This is a genomic window from Mesorhizobium sp. M0800, assembly GCF_040320095.1.
Taxonomy (GTDB): domain Bacteria; phylum Pseudomonadota; class Alphaproteobacteria; order Rhizobiales; family Rhizobiaceae; genus Mesorhizobium.
The window spans coordinates 105,048-128,365 of record NZ_JAMYOZ010000016.1 but is presented as its reverse complement, the minus strand read 5'-3'; the positions used below and the strand labels follow the sequence as shown (position 1 = coordinate 128,365).

Sequence of the window (23,318 nt, the reverse complement as noted above, 5' to 3'; positions counted from 1 at the left end):
TGGCGCCACATCGGCCACCTCGTTGAAACGATCGAGGCAACCGAATGCAACAACTACTTCGCAAACGCCGGCTACGCTTCCATCAAAACGTGAAAGGCTCTAGACCGGTGAGCTCGCGGCCATCAACGGCGCTCCTTCAATTCAAATGACTCTATGGATCAACCGTTTGGTTTTGCTTGCCGGCCCGAACGGCATTAAGCAGTCGCCGCAGTCGATCCCTCACCCGAATTCATCGCGGCCTCCGGAAATGCACAGCCTCAAGCGGTTCATCCCCGCCTCTTTCGTCGTCCTGTGGGCGACCGGCTTCATCGGCGCGCGCTATGCCATGCCGTGGGCGGAGCCCTTTACGTTCCTGGCCGCGCGCTTTGTCCTGGCCGCAATCCTGCTTGTCGCTTTGATGGCCGCACTTGGTTCGAGCCGCGCCACCCGCGATGAGGCGCTGCACGCGACCGGTGCCGGCATCCTGATGCATGGCATCTATCTCGGCGGCGTGTTCTGGGCAATCCACCGGGGCATGCCCGCCGGACTTTCAGCCCTGATCGTCGGCCTGCAGCCGCTGATCACGGCAGTGCTCGCCGGCCGGCTTCTCGGCGAGGCCATCCTGCCGCGCCACTGGGCCGGTCTCGGCCTCGGGTTGATCGGCGTGGTGATCGTGCTCTGGCCGAAGCTCGGCGCGCTCGGCGGCGGCGTGACGGCCGAGACACTGGGCGCCTCGCTGGTCTCGGTACTCGGCATGAGCGCCGGCACCATCTGGCAGAAGCGCTTTGCTTCCGGCGGCGATCTGGTGGCTGCCACGTTCTGGCAATATGTCGGCGGCGCATCGGTGATGGCTCTGGCCTCGCTCGCCTTCGAGACCCGAACGGTCCTCGTCAACGGCGAACTGATCTTCGCCATGGCCTGGCTCGTGCTGGTGCTGTCGATCGGCGCCATCTTCCTGTTGATGGTGATGATCCGCGACGGCGAAATGCCGAAGGTCGCCTCGCTGTTTTACCTCGTCCCGGCTGTCACCGCGGTCATCGCCTGGGCATTGTTCGGTGAGCACTTGAGCCCGCTCCAGATCGCCGGCATGGCGATCGCGACGCTCGGCGTCGGGCTGGCGACGGCTCAGCCGCCGACGCGGGCACGCGCCTCTAAATAGCGGCTGATCGCGGCGTTGAGCTCGCCACCGAGGATGAAGATCGCTGAGACGATATAGAGGAAGACGACGGCGATCATGATCGAGGCGAGGCCGGCATAGGTCGTCACATAGGACGAGAAATGATCGAGATAGGCGGCGAAGATGGTCGACCCGATGAGCCAGCCGACCAGCGTGAAGATGATGCCAGGCACGATCGAAACGAAGCGGCGCTTGCCGGCCGGCAACCAGAAATGCACGGCGAACAGGCCGCCGATGATGACTACCGAGGCGATGACGTAACGCCACAGGGTGATCGTGCCCATATAGGGTTTTATCCATTCGAAATGCGACTCGGCCAGCCGTGCCAGCAATGGCGCGAAGACCAGCAGCACGCTGATGGCCAAAAACCCGGCCGTCGCGATCAGCACGAAGATGATGCTCTGCACCCGCCGGTAGATGATGCCGCGCGTTTCCGAGACACGATAGGCCCGGTTGAGCGAGGTGCGCAGCGCCTCGATGCCGTTCGAGGCGAAATATCCGGCAAGCACGATACCGTAGGTCAACAGGTCACTGCGCCGGACGGTAAGCACGTTGAGCACCTCGCGCGCGATCGGTTTGGCGATCTGCTCGGGCCATGTGTCGAACACAAGGTGCACGGCGGTGTCGGCGAAAGCCTGCGCGCCGAAAAAACTCGCCAGCGTCGTGGCGAAGATCAGGAAAGGAAAAAGCGCCATCAGCGCGGTGATCGCCAGATGGCTGGCCATTGCCCAGCCGTCGTCGGTGTTGAAATGGCCGAGCGCGTCGTAGAGGACGCGTTTGAGGGCTACGATCTTCCGCAACAAGAACCGCGTTCCCTTCGATTGTCCCGACGCCGCGAATATGGGAAGGGTTTGCGGTAAATGACAACCCTAGGTCAAACCACCATTCCTCCCGGTGAAGAGTTGCGCACCATCATTGTCACAGGTGCCTCTTCCGGTATAGGCGCCTATTGCGCCCATGCTCTTAAGAAGGAAGGCTGGCGGGTGTTCGCGACGGCCCGAAGGCCTGAAGATATCGCTGCGCTCGAGGCCGACGGCATCGAGGCCTTTTATCTGGACTACACCGAGCCCGGATCGATCGAGGCGCTGGTGGCGTCGGTGCTGGAACGGACCGGCGGCCGGCTCGATGCGCTCTTCAACAATGGCGCCTACGGACAGCCCGGCGCCGTCGAGGACCTGCCGGTCGAGGCTTTACGGCAGCAGTTCGAGGCCAATGTCTTTGGCTGGCATGACCTCACTCGCCGTGTCGTACCGGTGATGCGCCGCCAAGGCCATGGTCGTCTCGTTCATTGCTCGTCGATCCTCGGCCTGGCGCCGGTGCCTTTTCGCGGCGCCTACTCGGCATCGAAGCACGCTATCGAAGGGCTGATGCTGTCCCTCTACCAAGAACTCCTCGGCAGCGGAATCCATGTTTCGCTGATCGAGCCCGGGCCGGTGAAATCGAAGATCGCCAGCAACAGCCTTGCGTGGTTCCTGGCGAATATCGATCACGAGAAGTCCGTTCATCGCCTCGCCTATGCGGCGCAACTCAAACGGCTGCGGGCCGGCGGCAGCACATCGCGGCTGAAGCCCGGGCCGGAGGTGGTTTATGCCGCCTTGCACCATGCGCTTCTGTCGCGGCGCCCACGCCCGCATTATGTGGTAACAGTGCCGGCCAGGATCGGCGCGATCCTTAAACGCATCCTGCCGTCATCGGTACTCTACCGTCTGCTCGCCAAACGCGCCTGAACGCAATCCAACCTGGAACACACCATGGCAACCGTCTTCAACATCCTCGCCGTTCTCGTCATGGTCGCCGTGGTGATCGTGCTGATCCGCGGCCTCATCAACATGATGCGCGGCGGCTCCAGCATGACCTCCAACAAGCTGATGCAGACGCGCGTGCTGTTGCAGTTCGTGGCCTTGGTGCTGATCATGCTGGCGGTGTATTTCACTCGTAAGTGACGCAGCAGCCACCAGCCGGGAGGTAACCCGTGGTCAAGCTCAACAAGATCTACACCCGCACTGGCGACGATGGCACCACAGGCCTCGGCTCTGGCGAGCGGCGGCTGAAATCCGACCTTCGCATCGACGCCTACGGCACGGTCGACGAGGCCAATGCCTGCATCGGCATGGCCCGCATTCATACCGCGGCAGTAAATCCGGCGATCGATGCGATGCTCGGCCGCATCCAGAACGACCTTTTCGACCTCGGCGCCGATCTGGCAGTCCTCGATAATGGCAAGCCGGTCGACTGCGAGCCGTTGCGCATCATCGCCTCGCAGACCGACCGCATCGAACAGGATATCGATCTCCTCAACAAGGACCTTGAGCCGCTCAAATCCTTCGTGCTCAACGGCGGTACGCCGGCAGCGGCTGCCCTTCACCTCGCCCGCACGGTGGCCCGCCGCGCCGAGCGCATCATGGTGGCGCTGTCGCAAGACCCGGACGAGCACGTCAACCGCGAGGCGATAAGATACATCAACCGTGTCTCGGACTTTCTGTTCGTCGCCGCACGCGCGGTCAATGACAATGGAAATGCCGACGTGCTATGGGTTCCCGGCAAGAACCGCTGAATCCGCCGGAAGCGGGAGAGGGCCTATGTTCATCCCGCTTTACGACACCAACCGGCTGCGGCACATCAAGCTGCAATATGTGACGATCAGCCTGATCGCGCTCAACGTGCTGATCTACTTTGTCACCACACTGGGCGGCGAGGATTTCGCCAACGCCGCGGTGCTGGGCCTCGGTTTCATCCCGTCGGTTGTGCATGACAGCGTCGAGCTCGCTCCGCAATTTGTCGTCATTCCGGAGAGCCTGAGCTATGTGACCTATTCCTTCCTGCACGCGGATATCTTCCACCTCGGCGGCAACATGCTGTTCCTGTGGGTGTTCGGCGACAATGTCGAGGATGCACTCGGCCATGTCCGCTACCTCGTCTTCTACCTGCTTTGCGCCATCGCCGGCGCTTTCTTCCAGGGTCTGGTTGCCTGGGATTCGCCGGTGCCGCTGATTGGCGCGTCGGGCGCCATCGCCGGTGTGGTCGCCGCCTACCTGATCCTTTATCCGCGGGTGAAGGTATGGGTGCTGGTCTTCGCGCGCATCCCGTTGCGCATCCCGGCCTTCATCCCGCTGATCCTGTGGATCCTGTTCCAGATCTTCATGTTCGCCCAGGGGGGCGAGGATCAGGTTTCCTGGGCCTGCCATATCGGCGGCATCATCGCTGGAGCCGTGCTGGTGCTTGTCTTGCGCAGCCGCGGCGTACCGCTACTCGCCGGCGCAGACGAGGAGCCGGCCGTGGTCGCCGGTCCGGTGCCCGTAGCCGTGGAGCCGGCGCCAAGCGACCCACAACCTGCGCAGCCGGCGCCGCGCTGGGGCCGGGGGACCGTTTCCGGTCCGGACTGAACCGATTTGAGTGCTTCGCCGGAGGATCCGAGTGCGCCCCGGATATTGACGCGCGGGGTCGCCGCAACTACGGAAGCGCCACCCTACTGGCGTGGCGAAGACCAGAATTCCGTCCGGAATGTCGGCTTTCGACAACTCTGAAGAGGTGCACGCTGCTATAGCGCGCCCGACGAGCGTGAAGAGACTATCGTGAAAGAGGTGACAGGCAAATGAAGATCCTTGTGCCCGTGAAGCGGGTTGTGGATGCGAACGTCAAGGTCCGGGTTAAGGCGGACGGTTCGGCGGTGGAACTCGCCAACGTCAAGATGGCGATGAACCCGTTCGACGAGATCGCGGTCGAAGAGGCGATCCGGCTGAAGGAAGCTGGCAAGGCCGAAGAGATCATCGTCGTGTCGATCGGGCCGCAGCAGGCACAGGAGACCTTGCGCACGGCGCTCGCCATGGGCGCCGACCGCGCCATCCTGGTCAAGACCGACGAGCAGACTGAGCCGCTGGGCGTCGCCAAGGTGCTGAAGGGCGTCGTCGAGGCAGAACAGCCCGGCCTTGTCATTCTCGGCAAGCAGGCGATCGACGACGATTCCAACCAGACCGGCCAGATGCTGGCCGCACTTCTCGGCTGGGCGCAGGGCACCTTCGCCTCCAAGATCGTGCTCGACGGTGACAAAGCCACGGTGACGCGCGAGGTCGATGGCGGCCTGCAGACGCTGGAACTGAAGATGCCGGCGATCGTCACGGCCGATTTGCGGCTGAACCAGCCACGCTACGCGTCTCTGCCCAACATCATGAAGGCCAAGAAGAAGCCGCTCGACGAGAAGAGCCCTGCCGATTACGGCGCCGACGTCAAGCCGCGGCTTAAAGTGATCAAGACCGAGGAGCCGGGCGGCCGCAAGGCGGGCGTCAAGGTCAAGAGCGTCGCCGAACTGGTAGACAAGCTGAAAAACGAAGCCGGCGTGCTGTAAGGCCAGGAAGGGATAAAAAATGACAATTCTTCTGATTGCCGAACACGACAACGCTGCGCTTTCCGACCAGACCGCCAAGGCGCTTTCGGCGGCGCTGCAGATCGGTTCGGACGTGCATGTGCTGGTTGCCGGCAAAGGTGCCAAGCCGGCAGCGGACGCCGCCGCCAAGCTCAAGGGCGTCACTAAGGTGCTGCTCGCCGACGCCGACGAACTGACCGAGCGTCTCGCCGAACCGCTGGCGGCACTCGTCGTTTCGCTTGCTGAGCCATACGAGACGATCATCGCGCCGGCGACCTCGTCGGGCAAGAACGTCGCGCCCCGCGTGGCGGCGCTGCTCGATGTCGCCCAGATATCTGAAATCATCGAAGTCGTGTCGCCCGACACCTTCAAGCGGCCGATCTATGCCGGCAACGCCATCCAGACGGTGCAGTCCAGTGACGCCAAGAAGGTCATCACGGTGCGTACCGCTTCCTTCCAGGCAGCGCCCGAGGGCGGTTCCGCGCCGGTCGAGACGGTCCAGGCGGCGGCCAATCCCGGCCTGTCGAGCTTTGTCGAGAACAAGCTCTCCGAGACCGACCGTCCAGAGCTGACCTCGGCCAAGATCATCATCTCGGGCGGCCGTGCGCTGGGCTCCTCCGAGAAGTTCCAGGAGGTCATCCTGCCGGTCGCCGACAAGCTCGGTGCGGCGGTTGGCGCATCTCGCGCCGCCGTCGATGCCGGCTATGCGCCGAACGACTGGCAGGTCGGCCAGACCGGCAAGGTGGTAGCGCCCGACCTTTATATTGCCGTCGGCATCTCCGGTGCCATCCAGCACCTTGCCGGCATGAAGGATTCGAAGGTAATCGTTGCCATCAACAAGGACGAGGAAGCGCCGATCTTCCAGGTCGCCGACTACGGTCTCGTCGGCGATCTCTTCGTCATTCTGCCGGAACTGCAAAAGGCGCTTTGACGCCTTCTGCCAAAGCGTATTAAATTCTGAGGGGTGGGGTAGACGAAGTCGCCCCGCCCTTTTAGTTTGCACTGCACAAAAAACGGGCCGCAAAGGCCTCGACGGGATCGGGTAATGAGCAAGATCGAGACGATCGGCATCATCGGCGCGGGCCAGATGGGTGGCGGCATCGCCCATGTGTCGGCGCTGGCGGGCTATAAGGTGCTGGTTTACGATATTTCGCCCGACCGCATCGAAAAGGGCATCGCTACGGTCAGCGGCAACATGGCCCGTCAGGTCGGCTCCGGCAAACTTGAGGAAAAGCTGCGCAACGAGGCGATGGCGCGCATTTCCGCGGCACCGGCCATGGCCGACCTTGCGGGCGCCGACCTGGTGATCGAAGCAGCGACCGAGGACGAGACGGTCAAGCGCAAGATCTATGCCCAGCTCTGCCCGCAGCTCAACCCCGAGGCCATCCTGGCGACGAACACGTCATCGATCTCGATCACACGGCTGGCTTCGCAGACCGACCGGCCGGAACGCTTCATCGGCATACATTTCATGAATCCGGTTCCGGTGATGAAGCTGGTCGAACTGGTGCGCGGCATCGCCACCGAGGACCAGACCTTCGAGGCGGCAAAAACCTATGTGAAGCAGCTCGACAAGACGATCACCGTCTCGGAGGATTTCCCGGCCTTCATCGTCAACCGCATCCTGCTGCCGATGATCAACGAGGCGATCTACACGCTCTATGAAGGTGTCGGCTCGGTCGACGCCATCGATACCGCCATGAAGCTCGGCGCCAACCATCCGATGGGGCCGCTGCAGCTTGCCGATTTCATCGGGCTCGATACCTGCCTGTCGATCATGCAGGTGCTGCATGACGGGCTGTCGGATTCGAAATACCGCCCCTGCCCGCTGCTGGTCAAATATGTCGAGGCCGGCTGGCTCGGCCGCAAGACCGGGCGCGGCTTCTACGACTATCGCGGCGAGCATCCCGTTCCGACACGCTGATCGCCTCGCTACCAGCGCACGAAAAGTCGTCCGCCGAGCGCCCCGAGCACGGCAAGGATGGCGACCGCGATCGTATACCAGGTGCCGACGAAAAGCGGCGAATCGTCGAAGCAATGCGCCGCATAGAAGGTCGCCGCCAGCCCGCCGGCAAGCAGGCCCGCGGCCGCACCGGCAAGCACCGGCCTTGTCGGCGCGCCATGGCGCAGCACCGCGAGAAAGACGGCAAGCGGGCCGATCCCGATCAACGGAATGAAGGTCAGGCAGATGACCATGTTCGTGCCGACCAGGCGCGTGCCCCAGTCGGACGCAGGCACGGCGAAGAGTTCGAGAATCACAGCCACAATCACCAGCAGCGGCGCGGCGACCATCCAGCTCACCGCCCGGCCGGTCGATGCACCGGGCGTCGACAGCCCACGCACCAGGACAAAGGCGCTGGCGGCAAGAGCAATCGTGAAGACGAATTTGGACAGGAACCGCATCGTGTGCATGGCGATCGCAATGTCGGGGCGCGGGCCGATCGTCAGCCAGAAAACCGCGGCCGCGATCACGATGGCCGCGCCGGCGGCAAGCCACCAGGCGGTGCCTAGCGGCAGCGCCTTGCTGCGGGCATCGGCGTCGAGCGCCTTGATGAAATCTTCGGTCCTCATGTTATTCCCGCCCCGCCCTGAACCGTTTGGCAATGGCGGCAAGCCCGCGGTGCAGTGACACCCGCACAGCCGTCTCGCTGATGCCGAATTTGGCCGCGGTCTCACCGATTGACCGGCCTTCGACCGATACGGCCGAGACGACGGAACGCTGTGCCGGCGACAGGCCGTCGAGCGCCCGGTTGACGTCGCGCTCGCTCACCGTCTCCGATTCCGGCACGGCAAAGGTCTCGGCGATTTCGTCGATCTCGATCTCGATCCGCCGGCCGCGCCGCCGGAACGCATCGATCAGCTTGAAGCGGGCTATTGCATAGACCCAAGGCAGCACCGGCGCATCATGGCGCCAGGTGTGTCGTTTCACATGAATGGCCAGCAAGGTTTCCTGCACGACATCCTCGGGATCCACCCCGCCCTGCACGATCTTGCGCCGGGCAAAGCCACGAACGAGCGCGGCGATCCGGTGCAGAAAGTCGGCATAGGCCCTTTCGTCTCCGGCGATCGCGGCCCGCAGCAGCCGTGAAAGCTCGGCTTCGTCCTTGCCGCTCACAAGAGTTCACTCCCGATATTCGCGTCTCGGCGCTGATTTGTTACGGGGCCGGCGAAATAATGTCCAAGGCAAATTAGCTGAGCATCACGAAAGTTTGCTCCTTTTGAGCGATTGAGTGGGCCAGCAATGTTGACTGCACCAGTCAGGTATTGGTAGGTGCAGCGTGCCAAGCCAAAGACCATCGAAATCGAGGACGACGCCATGAAATATGCTCTTTCCGCCCTTGCCGGTGCGACAGCACTTGCAATCAGCCTGATCGCCGGCCCGGCAATAGCAGAGGACGAGGGCATCGTCGTCTACAACGCCCAGCACGAAAACCTGACCAAGGCCTGGGCGGAGGGATTCACCAAGGAAACCGGCATCAAGGTTACCGTCCGCAATGGCGGCGACAGCGATTTCTCCAATCAGATCGTTGCGGAAGGCACCGCTTCGCCCGCCGATGTATTCCTGACGGAGAATTCGCCGGCCATGGCATTGGTCGAGGCGGCCGGCCTGTTCGCACCGGTCGGCACCGAGACGCTGGCCCAGGTTCCGCAGGAGTACCAGCCGGCGAGCGGCAAATGGGTCGGCGTCGCCGCGCGCAGCACCGTCTTTGCCTACAACAAGACCAAGCTGAGCGCCGACCAGCTGCCCAAATCGCTGCTCGATCTCGCCGATCCGAGCTGGAAGGGCCGCTGGGCCGCTTCGCCCTCCGGCGCCGATTTCCAGGCGATCGTCAGCGCGCTTCTGCAGCTCAAGGGTGAGGCGGCGACGGCCGAATGGCTGAAGGCGATGAAGGAGAATTTTACCGCCTATAAGGGCAACAGCACGGTGATGAAGGCGGTCAATGCCGGCGAGGTCGAAGGCGGCGTGATCTATCACTATTACTACTACGGCGATCAGGCCAAGACCGGCGAGAACAGCAAGAACGTCGAGTTGCACTATTTCAAGCATCAGGATCCCGGTGCTTTCGTCTCGATTTCCGGCGGCGGCGTGCTGGCCTCGAGCAAGCACCCGAAGGAAGCGCAGGCTTTCCTGAAATGGGTCACCGGCAATGGCGGCCAGGACGTGCTGAAAACAGGCGATTCGTTCGAATACGCAGTCGGCAAGGGCGCCGAGTCCAATCCGAAGCTGGTGCCGCTGGCCGATCTGCAGGCGCCGAAAGTCGACCCGACGACGCTGAACTCGAAAAAGGTGACCGACCTGATGACGGCGGCCGGCTTGCTTTAGCCGGCGTTCGTCCTAAAAGGGCAACCGACTGCGCTCCTGTGGGAATTCGCTTTCCACAGGAGCGCTCTGTTTTCAAGATGGCATTTGCCTATGACCACAAGCTACCCGCGAGATTATCCGCCGCCGATCGTTTCCGCCTCCGGGCGGAGCTGGCGCAACGTCTGATCTGATGCAATCCGCGATCGATCTCGCACGCCCAGGCTTGCCGGCCGACGCCACGGCCGTGCGGGCACGTCGTTGGTCGGTCTCATGGATTGCGTTGGCTGCCGTCTTTGTCTCGCTTTTCGCGCTGCTGCCGCTTGCCTTCATCGTCTGGGTGGCGGTGCAGACCGGCTGGGAAACGGTGGCGGCGCTGGTGTTCAGGCCGCGCGTCGGCGAACTTCTGGTCAACACCAGCCTGCTGGTGGTGTTGGCGGTGCCGATCTCGATCGTGCTGTCGGTCATGCTGGCCTGGCTGACCGAGCGCAGCGATCTGCCGGGTGCCCGCCTATGGGCCTGGCTGTCGGTGGCGCCGCTCGCCATTCCGGCCTTCGTCCACAGTTACGCCTGGGTCACCATGGTGCCCAGACTGCACGGCCTGTGGGCCGGCGTGCTTGTGTCGGTCATCGCCTATTTCCCCTTCCTTTATCTGCCGGTGGCGGCGGCATTGCGCCGGCTCGATCCCGCTCTCGAGGATGCAGCGGCAGCCCTTGGTCTCGGCCCGTGGCGTGTGTTCAGGCGCGTCGTGCTGCCGCAGCTCCGGCTCGCCATTTGCGGCGGCTCCCTGCTGGTCGGCCTGCATCTCCTGGCCGAATATGGGCTCTATGTCTTCATCCGCTTCGACACCTTCACCACCGCGATCGTCGACCAGTTCCAGTCGACCTTCAACGGTCCCGCCGCCAACATGCTGGCCGGCGTGCTGGTGACCTGCTGCCTTGTGCTGCTCGGGCTGGAGGTGCTGGTGCGCGGCGAGGAGCGCTATGCCCGCGTCGGTTCGGGTGCTGCGCGCCAGCAGCAGCGCACGGGCCTTGGGCGCGCCACCATTCCTTGCCTGCTGCTGCCTGCCATTACCACGCTGCTGGCGCTCGGCGTGCCGTTCGCCACTATCGGCCGCTGGCTCATGGCCGGCGGCGCCGATGTCTGGCGGCTCGACGAGATCGGCCTGGCGCTTGGCCAAACGCTGTTCCTAGCAATTGCCGGCGCGCTGCTCGCCACCGTCGCGGCAATGCCGATGGCGTGGATTTCGATCCGCGCGCCGGGGCGGCTGCAACGCGTCCTGGAGGGCTGCAACTATATCGTCGGCGCGTTGCCCGGCGTTGTCATCGCCCTGGCGCTGGTCACCATCGCCGTGCGTATCGCCATGCCGCTCTACCAGACCCTGTTCACTATTCTGGTCGCCTATGCGCTGATGTTCCTGCCGCGCGCGCTGATCAGCTTGCGGGCGTCGATCGCACAGGCACCGGTCGAGCTCGAACGCGCCGCCTCCAGCCTCGGCCGGTCGCCGCTCAAGGCGCTGTGGTCGACCACGATCCGCCTGTCGGCGCCGGGTGCCGCAGCCGGCATGGCGTTGGTCGCGCTGGGTATCATGAACGAATTGACCGCAACCCAGATGCTGGCGCCCAACGGCACCCGCACGCTGGCCATGGCGTTCTGGTCCTATAGCGGCGAGATCGACTATGCGTCGGCGGCGCCTTATGCCCTGATCATGGTGGCGATGTCGCTGCCTTTGACCTGGTTGCTCTACGTCCAGTCGAAGCGGATGGCTGGGCGATGAGCTTTCTCGAGCTGAGCGGCATCCACAAGCACTACGGGCCGGTCGCAGCACTTGCCGGCGTCGACCTCAGCGTGGCCAGCGGCAGCCGTACGGCTGTCGTCGGGCCGTCCGGTTGCGGCAAGACCACCTTGCTGCGGCTGATCGCCGGCTTCGAGGCGCCGGACCAAGGCCGCATCGTGCTTGATGGCGAGGTGCTGGCCGAAGGCGACACGGCCGTGCCGGCGCATCGCCGCGGCATCGGGCTGGTGGCGCAGGACGGCGCTCTATTCCCGCATCTGAGCATCGCTGCCAATATCGGCTTCGGCATGGGGCGTCACGAGGAAAAGCGCAGTGAGCGCATCGCCGAGCTCGCCTATGTCGTCGGGCTGGACAAAGGTATCCTGAAGCGCCGTCCGCACGAACTCTCCGGTGGCCAGCAGCAGCGCGTCGCGCTCGCCCGCGCCATGGCCATGAAGCCGCGGCTGATGCTGCTCGACGAGCCGTTCTCGGCGCTCGACACCGGCCTGCGCGCCTCGATGCGCAAGGCCGTGGCCGAGCTCCTTGAAACCGCCGGCATCACCACCATCCTGGTCACCCACGACCAGGCCGAGGCGCTGTCATTCGCCAGCCAGGTCGCGGTGATGCGCGACGGCAAATTCTCGCAGGTCGGCACGCCGCGCGAGCTCTATTTCAAGCCGAAGGACAGGATGGTCGCCGAGTTCCTTGGCGACGCCATCGTCCTGCCGGCAAGGATCGCCGATGGCTTCGCCATCTCGCCGCTCGGCCGCATCGCTGTCGACAGCTCGGAGCGGCGCGACGTCGCCCGCATCATGCTGCGGCCGGAGCAGGTGTTGCTGAAACGCACATCGCGTGAAGGCATGTCCGGCACGCCGGACATGCTGTTCGGCGAGGTGACGGAATCGGAGTTCGCCGGCTCGATGTGCACCATCGCGGTGCGTCTGTTGAACAGCCCCGATCCGCCCGACGCCGCCGCCATCGGCAATACGCCGTTGATCCTGCGCAAGCCGGGCATGGACGCGCCGGCGATCGGCGAGATCGTCCGGCTGACCGTGTCGGGCAAGGCGCATGTGTTTGCCTGAACGGTTTTGCGCAAGGCCGACTTCAATCGACCCGTTTGCCCGCCTGATCGAACCAATGCAGCTTTTCGGACCTGGCCACGACGCGCAATTGGTCGCCTGGCTTGGCGCTGGCGCGGCCTGAGACGCGCACCACGATGCGGCTGCCGGCTGCCACGCAATGGAGAAAGCTTTCGGCACCGACCGGTTCGACCGCTTCCACTGTTGCCGGCAGCGCGAGCGCGCCGGCCGGCGCCTCTGCCGCGAAGGTGATGTCGGCGTCCTCCGGACGAAAGCCTAGTGTCACTGCCTTGCCCTGTCGAGGCGCCAAGCCAATCACAGTACCGTCCGCCAATACCGAGCTTGGGGAGGCCCCTGTGAGCGCCAGCAGATTCATCGGCGGTGCGCCTATGAACGAAGCGACGAAGGTCGAGGCCGGTTTCTCGTACACATCAAGCGGCGCGCCGGTCTGCTCGACCAGGCCGGCGTTCATGACGACGAGGATGTCGGCCAGCGTCATCGCCTCAAGCTGGTCGTGCGTGACATAAACCGAGGTGACGCCAAGCGAGCGCTGCAGATTCTTGATCTCGATGCGCATCTGCCCGCGCAATTTCGCATCGAGGTTGGACAGCGGTTCGTCGAACAGGAAGACTTTCGGGTTGCGCACGATGGCGCGGCCCATGGCAACACGCTGGCGCTGGCCGCCGGAAAGCTCGCGCGGGCGCCGGTCGAGCAGCGCCGAAAGCTCCAGCACCTTGGCGGTCGAGCGCACCCTGCTGTCGATCTCGTCCTTGGGCGTGCCGCGATTGCGCAGGCCATAGGCCATGTTGTCATAGACCTTCATATGCGGGTAGAGCGCGTAGTTCTGGAACACCATGGCGATGTCGCGCTCGGTCGGGCCAATGGCGTTGACCACCTTGCCGTCGATGGCGACTGTACCGGCAGAAATCGTCTCCAGCCCGGCGATCATCCTCAGCAGCGTAGACTTGCCGCAGCCGGAGGGGCCGACCAGCACGCAAAGCTCCTTGTCGGGAATGGCGATGGAAACGCCCTTCACGGCCTCGACGCCGCTGGGATAGATTTTCCTGACATCCTTCAGATCCACGGTCGCCATCGGCTTCTCACTTTTCGGATTCGACCAGACCGCGCACGAACCAGCGTTGCATCAGCACGACCACCAGGATCGGCGGCACGATGGCCAGCATTGCCGTGACCATCACCAGGTGCCATTGGGTGTCGGCATCGGCGAAGGAAACCATCTTTCTCAGCGCGATGACGATGGTGTTCATGTCGTTGCTGTTGGTGACGAGCAGCGGCCAAAGATACTGCGTCCAGCCATAGATGAAGAGGATCACGAACAGCGCGGCGATGTTTGTCCGCGACAGCGGCACCAGAATATCGAAAAAGAAGCGCCATGGCCCGGCACCGTCGACACGCGCCGCCTCGACCAATTCGCCCGGTATGGTCATGAAGAACTGGCGAAACAGCAGCGTTGCGGTGGCCGAGGCGATCAGCGGGACGATCAGGCCGGCATAGGTGTCGATCATGCCGAGATCGACCATCACCTTGTAGGTCGGCAGGATGCGCACCTCGACTGGAAGCATCAAGGTGATGAAGATCAGCCAGAAGAAGGTCATGCGCAGCGGAAAGCGAAAGAACACGATCGCGTAGGCCGACAGGATCGAGATGAAGATCTTTCCCACCGCAACGCCGAGCGCCATGATCGTGGTGTTGAGGAGCAGCCTGCCGACGCTGACGCCGCCGATACGACCGATGCCGCCGAACAGCGCCTCGTTGTAATTGTTCCATAGCTGGCCGCCGGGCAAGAGCGGCAGGGGCGGCCTGAGGATCGTTTGCAGCGTGTGCGTCGAGGCAACGAAGGTGTAGTAGATCGGAAAAGCCACGATCAATATGCCGAGGATGAGCACGGCATGGGCGATGAAGGTGCGGAGCGGGGACTGGCCGATCATCGCTTCCCTCAGCCGTAATGGACTTTGCGTTCCACATAGCGGAACTGGATCGCTGTGAGCGCAATGACGATGGCCATCAGGATGACCGACTGCGCCGCCGAATCGCCCAGGATCAGATTGACGAAGCCGTCATTGTAGACCTTGTAGACCAGCGTCTCGGTCGTCTTGCCGGGCCCGCCGCCGGTGACGGCATGAACGATGCCGAACGTGTCGAACAGGGCATAGACGGTGTTGACGACCAGCAGGAAAAAGGTTGTCGGCGCAAGCAGCGGGAAGACGATGGTCCAGAAGCGCTTGGTTTCGCCGGCGCCGTCCATGGCCGCCGCTTCGATCAGCGTTTTCGGCACCGCCTGCAGGCCGGCGACGAAGAACAGGAAGTTATAGCTGATCTGCTTCCAGGCAGCAGCCGACACCAGCAGGATCATGGCGTGGGTGCCGTTGAGCAGCGGGTCCCATACGATGCCGAGGCTTCTCAGCAAATAGGCCAACGAGCCGATCGAGGGATTGAACAGGAAAAGCCAAAGCATGCCGGCAATCGCCGGCGCCACGGCGTAAGGCCATATCAACAGTGTGCGGTAGAGGCCTTTGCCGCGCACGGCCTTCTCGGCCATGACCGCGAGCAGCAGGGCGACAACCATGGCAACGATCGCGGTCGCAAGAGAGAACACTACGGTGACCTTGATCGAGTTGAGGTAGGCCGGATCGGCCAGCACCTTCCGGAAATTGGCAAACCAGACGAACCTGCTCTTCAGCCCGAACGGGTCTTGCCTGAGCATCGACTGGTAAAGCGCCTGACCGGCCGGCCAGTAGAAGAAAACCAGGGTGATGGCGAGTTGTGGCGCCACCAGCAGGTAGGGCAGGATCTTGTTGGGAAAGACGACGCGTGGAGACAGGCTGATTTCCCTCGCTATCCAGGTGTCGCCCACGCGAGCCCGCGTGGGCGATATTCCAACCGACTAACCGAGATAATCCCGTCAGTTCTCCAGCGCTTCCTTGATCGCCGCGTTGCCGCGCGCGACGGCATTGTCGAGCGCCTGCTGAGCGGTTTGCTGGCCAGCCAGCATCTTCTCGATCTCCTCGTTCTGGATATCACGCACCTGCGGCAGATTCGGCAGGCGCACGCCCTTCGAGTTGTCGGTCGGCGCCTTGCCTGTCATCTGCAGGATGGGTGTCTCGCGGCCGGGGTTTTTGTCATAGAAGCCTGATTTCTTGGTCGCCTCGTATGCGGCGAGCGTCACAGGCAGGTATCCCGACTTCTGGTGCAGATATTCCTGCACATCGGTCTTGGACAGATAGACAAAGAAGGCCGCGACGCCCTTGTATTCCTCGTCCGACTTGTTGCCGAACACCCACAGGCTGGCACCGCCCGGCGTCGTGTTCTGCGGGGCACCCTTGGCGTCACTGTCGTAAGGAAGCTGGCCGATGCCATAGTTCATGCCGGACTTGACGATATCGCCGAGGCCGCCCGACGATTCGGTGAAGATGCCGCATTCGCCGGCGAGGAATATCTGCTTGGCTTCGGAGGTGCGCCCGCCATATTTGAACGTGCCGTCCTTGGCCAGGTCAGCGAGCGCCTGGAAGTGGTTGACGAAAATCGGCGCATTGATCTTGAGTTCGACATCACCGCCGGCCAGGCCATTCTGCTGGGTGGCCCAAGGCACGTCATTCCACGCCGCGAAATTCTCCAGGTGGATCCAGGTCAGCCAGGTCGAGGTATAGCCGCAAGGGGCGGCGCCGCTCGTCTTGATCTTCTTGGCAGCTTCCCACACCTCGTTCCACGTCTTGGGCGGATTGTTCACGTCGAGGCCCGCCTTCTGGAAGATGTCCTTGTTGTAGTAGAGGATCGGCGAGGAAGAGTTGTAGGGGAACGATAGCATGGTGCCGTCCGGCTTCGAATAATAGCCGACGATGCCGGGCAGATACTGGCTCTTGTCGAAAGTCATCCCGGCGCCGGTCATCACATCGGCCACCGGCTTTATCGCACCCTCGGCCGCCATCATCACGCCGGTGCCGACGTCGAACACCTGGAGGATATCGGGCGCTTGCCCGGCACGAAAGGCAGCGATGCCGGCATTCAGCGTCTCCGGATAGGTGCCCTTGAACACCGGAACGAGCTCATAGTCGCTTTGGCTGGCGTTGAAATCCTTGGAGATCTTGGCGACGACCTCGGCGTTGGCGCCGGTCATGGCGTGCCACCAGCTGATCTGCGTGACGGCGAAGGCGGAGGTGGTGGAAAGCAGGGTCACGGTGGCGGCGATACCGGCCGCAAAGCCGAAGAACTTCATGTTTCATCTCCCGTTTGTCATTGGCGAAAGGGGCACTTCCGCAAAGCCAATATGTGGCGCTGATGACAATCGGACAACGGTTTTATTGCGGATCAATGAACATCATTCCTTCCTAAAGTGCACTCGCTACCGAAACCGGGCGCCAGAAATCACATCACCGTCTTTTCGGCGCAGCGGCGTCGGTTTTCCCCCGAAAAGACCCGCCTCATGGCCCACGGGTTAACCATTCGTTAAAATCTCCAAGAGCTAATCAGTCACACCTCCCCTGTTAGTTTTGGCAGACCGAGTGAACCAGGATGCTGACGGTCTATAATTGTATTGTAAGTCAGCACGATCCGAGACTGGTTGCGCTTGCCGCACTCGTCTGTGGAATTTCTTGCTTCTCAGCGGTTAATCTCCTTAAGCATGTCGGCCGATCGACCGAGCGAAACCGGCTTGTCTGGCTGATGATCGCCGCGGCCTCGACCGGGTTCGGCATATGGGCGACGCATTTCATCGCCATGACCGCGTTTACGCCGGGAATACCTAACGCATACAATCCGGGATTATCCGCCTTTTCGCTTGCCGCCGCCGTTATCATGACCGCGCTTGGGATGTGGGTCGCCACCTTGCGCCGCGGCATCGACCATTTCCTCGTCGGTGGCGCCATTCTGGGCGGCGCCATCGCGACGATGCACTACATCGGCATGGCAGCTTTCGAGGTCGAAGGCCGGGTCGTATGGAACCTGCTCCTTGTCGCGATATCGCTTCTGGCCGGCGTGACCCTCGCGGCACTGGCGCTCCTTGTCGTCTTGCGCCGTCCGTCAGCGCTCGCGACTTTCGGCGGCGCCGCGCTTTTGACGCTGGCGATTTGCAGCTTGCATTTCATCGCGATGGCCGCGGTGTCCATCATTCCGGATTCCTCGATTCAAATATCCGAACATTCCATCGAGCCCATTTCCCAGGCCTTTGCCGCAGCGGTCGCCAGCCTGATAATCCTTGTGCTATCGGGTGCCGCGCTGTGGATCGACCTGCGCTTTCGCCGCCAGAAGCTCGAGGCCGATCGCATGCACGATCTCGCCAATGCGGCGGTGGAAGGTCTGATCGTTTGCGATGGCACCCGCATTGTCAGCGCCAATGACAGTATGGCGAAGCTGACCGGAACAGCGACAGCCACCCTGAACACGATGCAATTCGGCGAGCTTTTCGACGGACAGAGCGCAGCCGATATGTCCGGCTTCGGCGAACAGGCGCAGGAAGCGAAGTTAAGGGGCAGCGACGGGGCGAGAATTCCTGTCGAGCTGATCGCCAGGAAAATCACCTACTGCGGCAGGCCTCATACAGTGCTTGCCGTTCGCGACATCCGTGAGCGCAAGAAGGCAGAACAAGAGATCCTCCGCCTCGCGCATTTCGATCCGCTTACCGGGCTTGCCAATCGGCGGAGCTTTTCTTCCCGGCTGGAAGCAGAATTCGCCTCGATGGATCGTGGCGGCAAGGATGGACATCTGGCGCTCCTGCTGCTTGACCTTGACCGGTTCAAGCAAGTCAACGACCTCTATGGCCACGGGGCCGGCGATGCTATGCTGCAGAAGCTGGCGCACTGCATTTCCGGCATCCCGCGCCACGGACAGATGCTCGCGCGTCTCGGCGGCGATGAATTTGCCATCATAGCTCCGAACCTCCCCGACCCCCTGGCCGCAGGCCGGATAGCCGAGGACTTGCTGGCGGCGATCCGGGAGGAAAACAGGGTTTCGGTCGGCTCCGGCCTCGTCTCGGCCAGCATCGGCATCGCCTTCTTTCCGCTGGATGCCGAAGACCAGGCCGGCCTGATCAGCCATGCCGACACGGCACTCCATCGCGCCAAAACCGAAGGCAGGGACACTTATCGGTTTTTCGAGATAGCCATGGGCACCGCGGCCCGCGACAAGCGCGTGATGGAGCATGAATTGCGCCAGGCGATCGCCCGCAAGGAGTTCCACCTCGTCTATCAGCCGCAGAAGGAGATCCGCGGCGGCAGGATGATCGGCTTCGAAGCCCTGGTCCGTTGGCAGCACCCTGAGCGGGGTGACATTTCTCCGGCCGTTTTCATTCCCGTGGCCGAGGACAGTGGCGCTATCGCGCAGATCGGCGACTGGGTGCTGATGACGGCTTGTAACGATGCTGTTCGCTGGACAAACCCGCTGATGGTCGCCGTCAACGTCTCCGCCGTGCAACTTCACAATCCGAACTTCAGCCGCAAGGTGCACGACGCATTGACGAGATCCGGCCTGGCCCCCGGCAGGCTCGAACTGGAGATCACCGAAACGGCCCTGGTGAAGGACATGCCGCGCGCGCTGGCAACCTTGAGGCAGGTCAAGGCGCTTGGCGTGCATGTGGCGATGGACGATTTTGGCACCGGCTATTCTTCGCTGTCCAACCTCAGCGCCTTTCCCTTCGACAAGATCAAGATCGACGGGTCGTTCATCAAATCGGTCGACAAGAACGCCCAGTTCGCGGCGATCGTTCGCGCCGTGCTGGGGCTTGGACGTGGTCTCGGCCTCCCGGTTCTGGCAGAAGGCATCGAGACGCCGGGTGAATTGCAGTTCCTGGACGCCGAGGCTTGCGAGATCGGGCAAGGCTACTACCTCGGCAAACCGGCTCCGATCGAGACATTCGGGGAACTGACGGGCGTGGCCGCTCCGGCAATCCGCACCGCCAGCCGACGCGGCGCAAGCATTGCCGTGCTCAAGCCGCGCCTGCGCACGGTCTGAGCCTATCCCGGCTGAAGCGCCGCCTCGACCAGTCGCTTGGCATCCGGCCCCGACCATTCGGCCGGGCCATTCATATGGGCGATCAGGCAGCCTTGCCCATCGATCAGCATGGTGACCGGCAGACCGAGCGCCAGGCCGCGCGTCTTGACGTCGTTGAACAGCGCCATCGTGGCATCGCGATAGTAGCCGAGCGACTTGACGCCGGTGTCCTCCAGGAACTTCTTCGGTTTGGCATCGTCGCCGGCATCGACGTTGACGGCAACAACCTGAAACGCATCGCTGCCCATCTCCTTCTGCAGCGCATCGAGCGCCGGCATTTCGGCGCGGCAAGGTGCGCACCATGTCGCCCACAGATTGAGCAGCACCGTCTTGCCGGCATGATCGGCGATCGTCGTCGGCTTGCCGTCGGGGCCGTTGAAGGCAAGGCTTTTCAGCGATTGCGGCGGATCCACCGGCAAAAGCGCGGCAACCTGGCCGGTGGCAGCGGCGGCGATCTTCTTGGCACGGTCGGTCTTGGCGGCGCAGGCGACGTCGTCCTTGCCGCCGCCGGCGGCCACTTGCGCGGGCGCCTTGTTGCCAGAACTGCTTTCCCTGACATATACCGCGACCGCGCCGGCCAGCACGCCCGCAACCAAAGCGGCGAGGATGAGACGCAAAGCCGAGAAAAATCTATTGCCGTCTGCCATTTTTGAAAAACTGCTCCGGAGCACGGGTTATAGCGATGAACGACAAGAAGGCCAGCAACCAGATGTGGGGCGGACGTTTTGCCTCGGGTCCGGCCGCAATCATGGAAGCGATCAACGCGTCGATCTCGTTCGACCGCAAACTCTATGCGCAGGATATTCGCGGCTCGATCGCCCATAGCCAGATGCTGGCGCAAACGGGCATTATTTCGGCGGCCGATCAAGAAAAAATCGCTCACGGGCTGAACACGATCCTCGCAGAGATCGAGGCCGGCACATTCGAGTTCTCGACCAGGCTGGAAGACATCCACATGAATGTCGAGGCCCGTCTGGCCGATTTGATCGGCCCCGCCGCCGGCCGCCTGCATACCGCCCGCTCGCGCAACGACCAGGTGGCGGTCGATCTCAGGCTGTGGGTCAAGGACGAATGCTTTCGTGTCACCGAGGCGCTGAAGGGCCTGATCACGGCGTTCCTGGATCGGGCCGAGGAGCATGCGGCAACGGTGATGCCGGGCTTCACCCACATGCAGGCAGCGCAGCCGGTGACCTTCGGCCACCACTGCATGGCTTATGTCGAGATGTTTGCACGCGACCTGTCTCGCGTCCGCGATGCGATTGAGCGAATGGATGAAAGCCCGCTCGGCGCCGCCGCCCTTGCCGGCACCAGCTTTTCCATCGACCGGCACCAGACGGCGAAGGCGCTTGGCTTTCGCGAGCCGATGCGCAATTCGCTCGACAGTGTTTCGGACCGCGATTTCGCGCTCGAGTTCCTGGGCTTGGCGGCGATCTGCGCGACGCATCTGTCGCGGCTGGCCGAAGAGATCATCATCTGGTCGACGCCGCAATTCGGCTTCGTCAGGCTATCGGATAGTTTCTCGACGGGTTCGTCGATCATGCCGCAGAAGAAGAACCCGGACGCTGCCGAACTGGTGCGCGGCAAGACCGGCCGCGTCACCGGCCATCTCGTCGGCCTGCTGACGGTAATGAAGGGCATGCCGCTGACCTATGGCAAGGACATGCAGGAAGACAAGGAATCCGTCTTCGACGCGGCCGAGACGCTCGACCTGATGCTGGCGGCAATGACCGGCATGGTGCGCGATATGACGGTGAACACTGCCGCGATGAAAAAGGCTGCCGGCGCCGGCTATTCGACTGCGACCGACCTCGCCGACTGGCTGGTGCGCACGCTCGGGCTGCCGTTCCGCGAGGCGCACCATATCACTGGCCGGGCGGTGGCGCTGGCCGAGGACAGGAAGATCGGGCTCGACAGGCTTTCGCTGGAGGATCTGCAGTCCATTCACCCCGGTATCAGCGCCGACGTGTTTTCGGTTCTTGCCGTGCAGAATTCTGTAAAGAGCCGCACGAGCTTCGGCGGCACCGCGCCGTCCGAGGTGCGCAAGCAGATCCGCTACTGGAAAAAGCGGCTCGCCAAGGCGTAAGACGCGGGGTGCAATGGCCGCAAAACTCGGCTAGAAGCGGCTGCGGGCAACAGTTTCGGACGGATGGCACGATGACCGGAAGCAGGATTTTGGTGACGCTGACGCTGCTGGCGGCAATGGCCACCGTTGCGGCCTGCGGCAGGAAGGCTGCGCTCGACACGCCGTACGCGGCAGCCGTGCAGGCCCGCAAGGACGCCGAGAAGGCCAAGCAACCTTTGCCGCCGGAGCCGGAAAAACCTGTCGAGGACAAGAAATTCATCCTCGACCCGCTGCTCTGATTTCGGACCAATCTCGTGAACCATTTCGACTACCGCGACGGCGCGCTGCATGCCGAGGACGTGGCGATATCAGACATCGCCGCCAGCGTCGGCACGCCGTTCTACTGTTATTCGACGGCGACGCTGACCAGGCATTTTCGCGTCTTCACCGAGGCCTTTGCCGGGCTCGATGCCCTCGTCTGCTATGCCATGAAGGCGAATTCCAACCAGGCCGTGCTGAGGGTGCTGGCAAGGCTCGGCGCCGGCGCCGACGTGGTCTCGGAGGGCGAATTGCGCCGCGCTTTGGCGGCCGGCATCCCGGCAAGCAAGATCCTGTTTTCGGGCGTCGGCAAGACCGCGCGCGAAATGGATTTTGCGCTCTCGGCCGGCATTCTCTGTTTCAACGTCGAATCCGAACCGGAGCTGGAGCTGCTGTCGGCCCGCGCCACCGCGCTGGGCAAGATCGCGCCGATCTCGCTGCGCATCAATCCGGATGTCGACGCCAGGACGCACAAGAAGATTTCGACTGGGAAGGCCGAGAACAAGTTCGGCATTCCGTGGCAGCATGCCCGGAAGGTCTATGCGCGCGCGGCTGAGCTGCCGGGCATCAAGGTCACCGGCATAGACACCCATATCGGCAGCCAGATCACCGAATTGCAGCCCTTCGACGACGCCTTTGCGCTGCTGGTGGAGCTGGTCGGCGCCTTGCGCTCCGACGGTCATGCCATCGAGCACATCGATGTCGGCGGCGGCCTTGGCATTCCCTACCGTGTCGACAACAACCCGCCGCCTTTGCCCGATGCCTATGCCCAGATCGTCAGGAAGCATGTTGCCAAACTTGGGCTGAAAGTGATGTTCGAGCCAGGCCGGCTGATATCAGGCAATGCCGGCATCCTGGTCTCGCAGGTGATCTTCGTGAAGGAGGGCGACGCCAAGAACTTCCTCGTCGTAGACGCCGCGATGAACGACCTGATCCGGCCGACGCTTTACGACGCTTTCCACGACATCAGGCCGGTGGCGCAGCAGCCGGCCGCTGCACCACGCATGAAGGTCGACGTCGTTGGCCCGGTTTGTGAGACCGGCGACTATCTCGGGCTCGACCGTGACCTGCCCCGGCTGAAATCCGGCGACCTGATCGCTGTCTCCACCGCCGGCGCCTATGGCGCCGTTCAGGCCGGCACCTACAATACCAGGCTGCTGGTACCGGAAGTGCTGGTCGACGGCGACCGCTTCCACGTTGTGCGCCCGCGCCAGACCTATGACGAGCTGATCGGACTGGACTCGGTGCCGGACTGGTTGGAGTAGAA

At 63.0% G+C, this 23,318-nt stretch carries 23 protein-coding genes; 15 read left to right on the top strand and 8 right to left on the bottom strand.

The features are described from left to right. The first annotated feature begins 247 nt into the window (after positions 1–247). The gene (locus NKI18_RS19630) at positions 248–1,138 is read left to right on the top strand and encodes a DMT family transporter (protein WP_352618948.1); all 891 of its coding nucleotides are present in this window, start codon (positions 248–250) and stop codon (positions 1,136–1,138) included. Here NKI18_RS19630 and NKI18_RS19625 read toward each other — a convergent pair. Further along, complete coding sequence (locus NKI18_RS19625) at positions 1,105–1,959, bottom strand: YihY/virulence factor BrkB family protein (protein ID WP_292656768.1); 855 nt, start codon at positions 1,957–1,959, stop codon at positions 1,105–1,107. The two genes, NKI18_RS19630 and NKI18_RS19625, sit on opposite strands and share 34 nt — an antisense overlap. Before the next feature lie 57 nt (positions 1,960–2,016). Here NKI18_RS19625 and NKI18_RS19620 point away from each other — a divergent pair, with 57 nt between their 5' ends. The 7 genes from NKI18_RS19620 to NKI18_RS19590 all read left to right on the top strand — a co-directional run bounded on the left by NKI18_RS19620 (position 2,017) and on the right by NKI18_RS19590 (position 7,440). Further along, positions 2,017–2,883, top strand: coding sequence for an SDR family oxidoreductase (locus NKI18_RS19620; RefSeq protein ID WP_352618946.1), 867 nt, complete (start codon positions 2,017–2,019; stop codon positions 2,881–2,883). Between the two features lie 24 nt (positions 2,884–2,907). Further along, on the top strand, positions 2,908–3,099 hold the full coding sequence (locus tag NKI18_RS19615; protein ID WP_023677950.1) for a twin transmembrane helix small protein: 192 nt from the start codon (positions 2,908–2,910) through the stop codon (positions 3,097–3,099). 29 nt (positions 3,100–3,128) lie between these two features. Beyond that, positions 3,129–3,710, top strand: coding sequence for a cob(I)yrinic acid a,c-diamide adenosyltransferase (locus NKI18_RS19610; RefSeq protein WP_352618944.1), 582 nt, complete (start codon positions 3,129–3,131; stop codon positions 3,708–3,710). Between the two features lie 25 nt (positions 3,711–3,735). After that, positions 3,736–4,539, top strand: coding sequence for a rhomboid family intramembrane serine protease (locus NKI18_RS19605; protein WP_352618942.1), 804 nt, complete (start codon positions 3,736–3,738; stop codon positions 4,537–4,539). Between the two features lie 209 nt (positions 4,540–4,748). Continuing rightward, positions 4,749–5,498, top strand: a complete 750-nt coding sequence (locus NKI18_RS19600; RefSeq protein ID WP_023677947.1) for an electron transfer flavoprotein subunit beta/FixA family protein — start codon at positions 4,749–4,751, stop codon at positions 5,496–5,498. A gap of 19 nt (positions 5,499–5,517) precedes the next feature. Next, positions 5,518–6,447, top strand: coding sequence for an electron transfer flavoprotein subunit alpha/FixB family protein (locus tag NKI18_RS19595; RefSeq protein WP_352456679.1), 930 nt, complete (start codon positions 5,518–5,520; stop codon positions 6,445–6,447). Positions 6,448–6,561: 114 nt separating this feature from the next. Next, on the top strand, positions 6,562–7,440 hold the full coding sequence (locus NKI18_RS19590) for a 3-hydroxybutyryl-CoA dehydrogenase (protein WP_023721073.1): 879 nt from the start codon (positions 6,562–6,564) through the stop codon (positions 7,438–7,440). An 8-nt stretch (positions 7,441–7,448) separates the two neighbouring features. Here NKI18_RS19590 and NKI18_RS19585 read toward each other — a convergent pair whose 3' ends face one another. Next, positions 7,449–8,087, bottom strand: coding sequence for an NrsF family protein (locus NKI18_RS19585; RefSeq protein WP_352456681.1), 639 nt, complete (start codon positions 8,085–8,087; stop codon positions 7,449–7,451). A gap of 1 nt (position 8,088) precedes the next feature. After that, the gene (locus tag NKI18_RS19580; RefSeq protein WP_352618939.1) at positions 8,089–8,631 is read right to left on the bottom strand and encodes a sigma-70 family RNA polymerase sigma factor; all 543 of its coding nucleotides are present in this window, start codon (positions 8,629–8,631) and stop codon (positions 8,089–8,091) included. Positions 8,632–8,832: 201 nt separating this feature from the next. Between NKI18_RS19580 and NKI18_RS19575 the strand changes: the two genes are divergently transcribed. The 3 genes from NKI18_RS19575 to NKI18_RS19565 all read left to right on the top strand — a co-directional run bounded on the left by NKI18_RS19575 (position 8,833) and on the right by NKI18_RS19565 (position 12,672). Further along, entirely contained in the window at positions 8,833–9,840 is a 1,008-nt protein-coding gene (locus tag NKI18_RS19575; RefSeq protein WP_352577252.1) for an iron ABC transporter substrate-binding protein, read from the top strand. Between the two features lie 169 nt (positions 9,841–10,009). Next, a complete protein-coding gene (locus NKI18_RS19570) occupies positions 10,010–11,593 on the top strand; it encodes an ABC transporter permease (protein WP_352577202.1) in 1,584 nt (527 codons plus the stop codon). Further along, on the top strand, positions 11,590–12,672 hold the full coding sequence (locus NKI18_RS19565) for an ABC transporter ATP-binding protein (RefSeq protein ID WP_352570553.1): 1,083 nt from the start codon (positions 11,590–11,592) through the stop codon (positions 12,670–12,672). The genes NKI18_RS19570 and NKI18_RS19565 overlap by 4 nt, the downstream gene beginning before the upstream one ends. A 22-nt stretch (positions 12,673–12,694) precedes the next feature. Here NKI18_RS19565 and ugpC read toward each other — a convergent pair whose 3' ends face one another. From ugpC to ugpB, 4 genes are all read right to left on the bottom strand, one after another. Continuing rightward, positions 12,695–13,762: a sn-glycerol-3-phosphate ABC transporter ATP-binding protein UgpC gene (gene ugpC, locus NKI18_RS19560; RefSeq protein ID WP_352456683.1), complete on the bottom strand. Its 1,068-nt coding sequence runs from the start codon at positions 13,760–13,762 to the stop codon at positions 12,695–12,697. Between the two features lie 7 nt (positions 13,763–13,769). Then, entirely contained in the window at positions 13,770–14,618 is an 849-nt protein-coding gene (gene ugpE / locus NKI18_RS19555) for a sn-glycerol-3-phosphate ABC transporter permease UgpE (RefSeq protein WP_352593916.1), read from the bottom strand. Between the two features lie 8 nt (positions 14,619–14,626). Next, on the bottom strand, positions 14,627–15,511 hold the full coding sequence (gene ugpA, locus NKI18_RS19550) for a sn-glycerol-3-phosphate ABC transporter permease UgpA (protein WP_023677936.1): 885 nt from the start codon (positions 15,509–15,511) through the stop codon (positions 14,627–14,629). Positions 15,512–15,592: 81 nt separating this feature from the next. Continuing rightward, on the bottom strand, positions 15,593–16,903 hold the full coding sequence (gene ugpB, locus NKI18_RS19545; RefSeq protein WP_352618936.1) for a sn-glycerol-3-phosphate ABC transporter substrate-binding protein UgpB: 1,311 nt from the start codon (positions 16,901–16,903) through the stop codon (positions 15,593–15,595). Between the two features lie 296 nt (positions 16,904–17,199). Here ugpB and NKI18_RS19540 point away from each other — a divergent pair, with 296 nt between their 5' ends. Continuing rightward, positions 17,200–19,632, top strand: a complete 2,433-nt coding sequence (locus NKI18_RS19540) for a bifunctional diguanylate cyclase/phosphodiesterase (protein WP_352618934.1) — start codon at positions 17,200–17,202, stop codon at positions 19,630–19,632. A gap of 2 nt (positions 19,633–19,634) precedes the next feature. Here the strand turns inward: NKI18_RS19540 and tlpA are convergent, their stop codons facing one another. Then, the gene (gene tlpA, locus NKI18_RS19535) at positions 19,635–20,318 is read right to left on the bottom strand and encodes a thiol:disulfide interchange protein TlpA (RefSeq protein ID WP_352618932.1); all 684 of its coding nucleotides are present in this window, start codon (positions 20,316–20,318) and stop codon (positions 19,635–19,637) included. Between the two features lie 35 nt (positions 20,319–20,353). On the opposite strand from tlpA, the gene argH reads away from it, so the two are divergent. From argH to lysA, 3 genes are all read left to right on the top strand, one after another. Then, the gene (argH, locus tag NKI18_RS19530) at positions 20,354–21,754 is read left to right on the top strand and encodes an argininosuccinate lyase (protein WP_352618930.1); all 1,401 of its coding nucleotides are present in this window, start codon (positions 20,354–20,356) and stop codon (positions 21,752–21,754) included. Positions 21,755–21,825: 71 nt separating this feature from the next. Then, entirely contained in the window at positions 21,826–22,032 is a 207-nt protein-coding gene (locus NKI18_RS19525) for a hypothetical protein (RefSeq protein ID WP_023677931.1), read from the top strand. A 15-nt stretch (positions 22,033–22,047) separates the two neighbouring features. Continuing rightward, complete coding sequence (lysA, locus tag NKI18_RS19520; RefSeq protein WP_352618928.1) at positions 22,048–23,316, top strand: diaminopimelate decarboxylase; 1,269 nt, start codon at positions 22,048–22,050, stop codon at positions 23,314–23,316. Positions 23,317–23,318 lie beyond the last annotated feature (2 nt).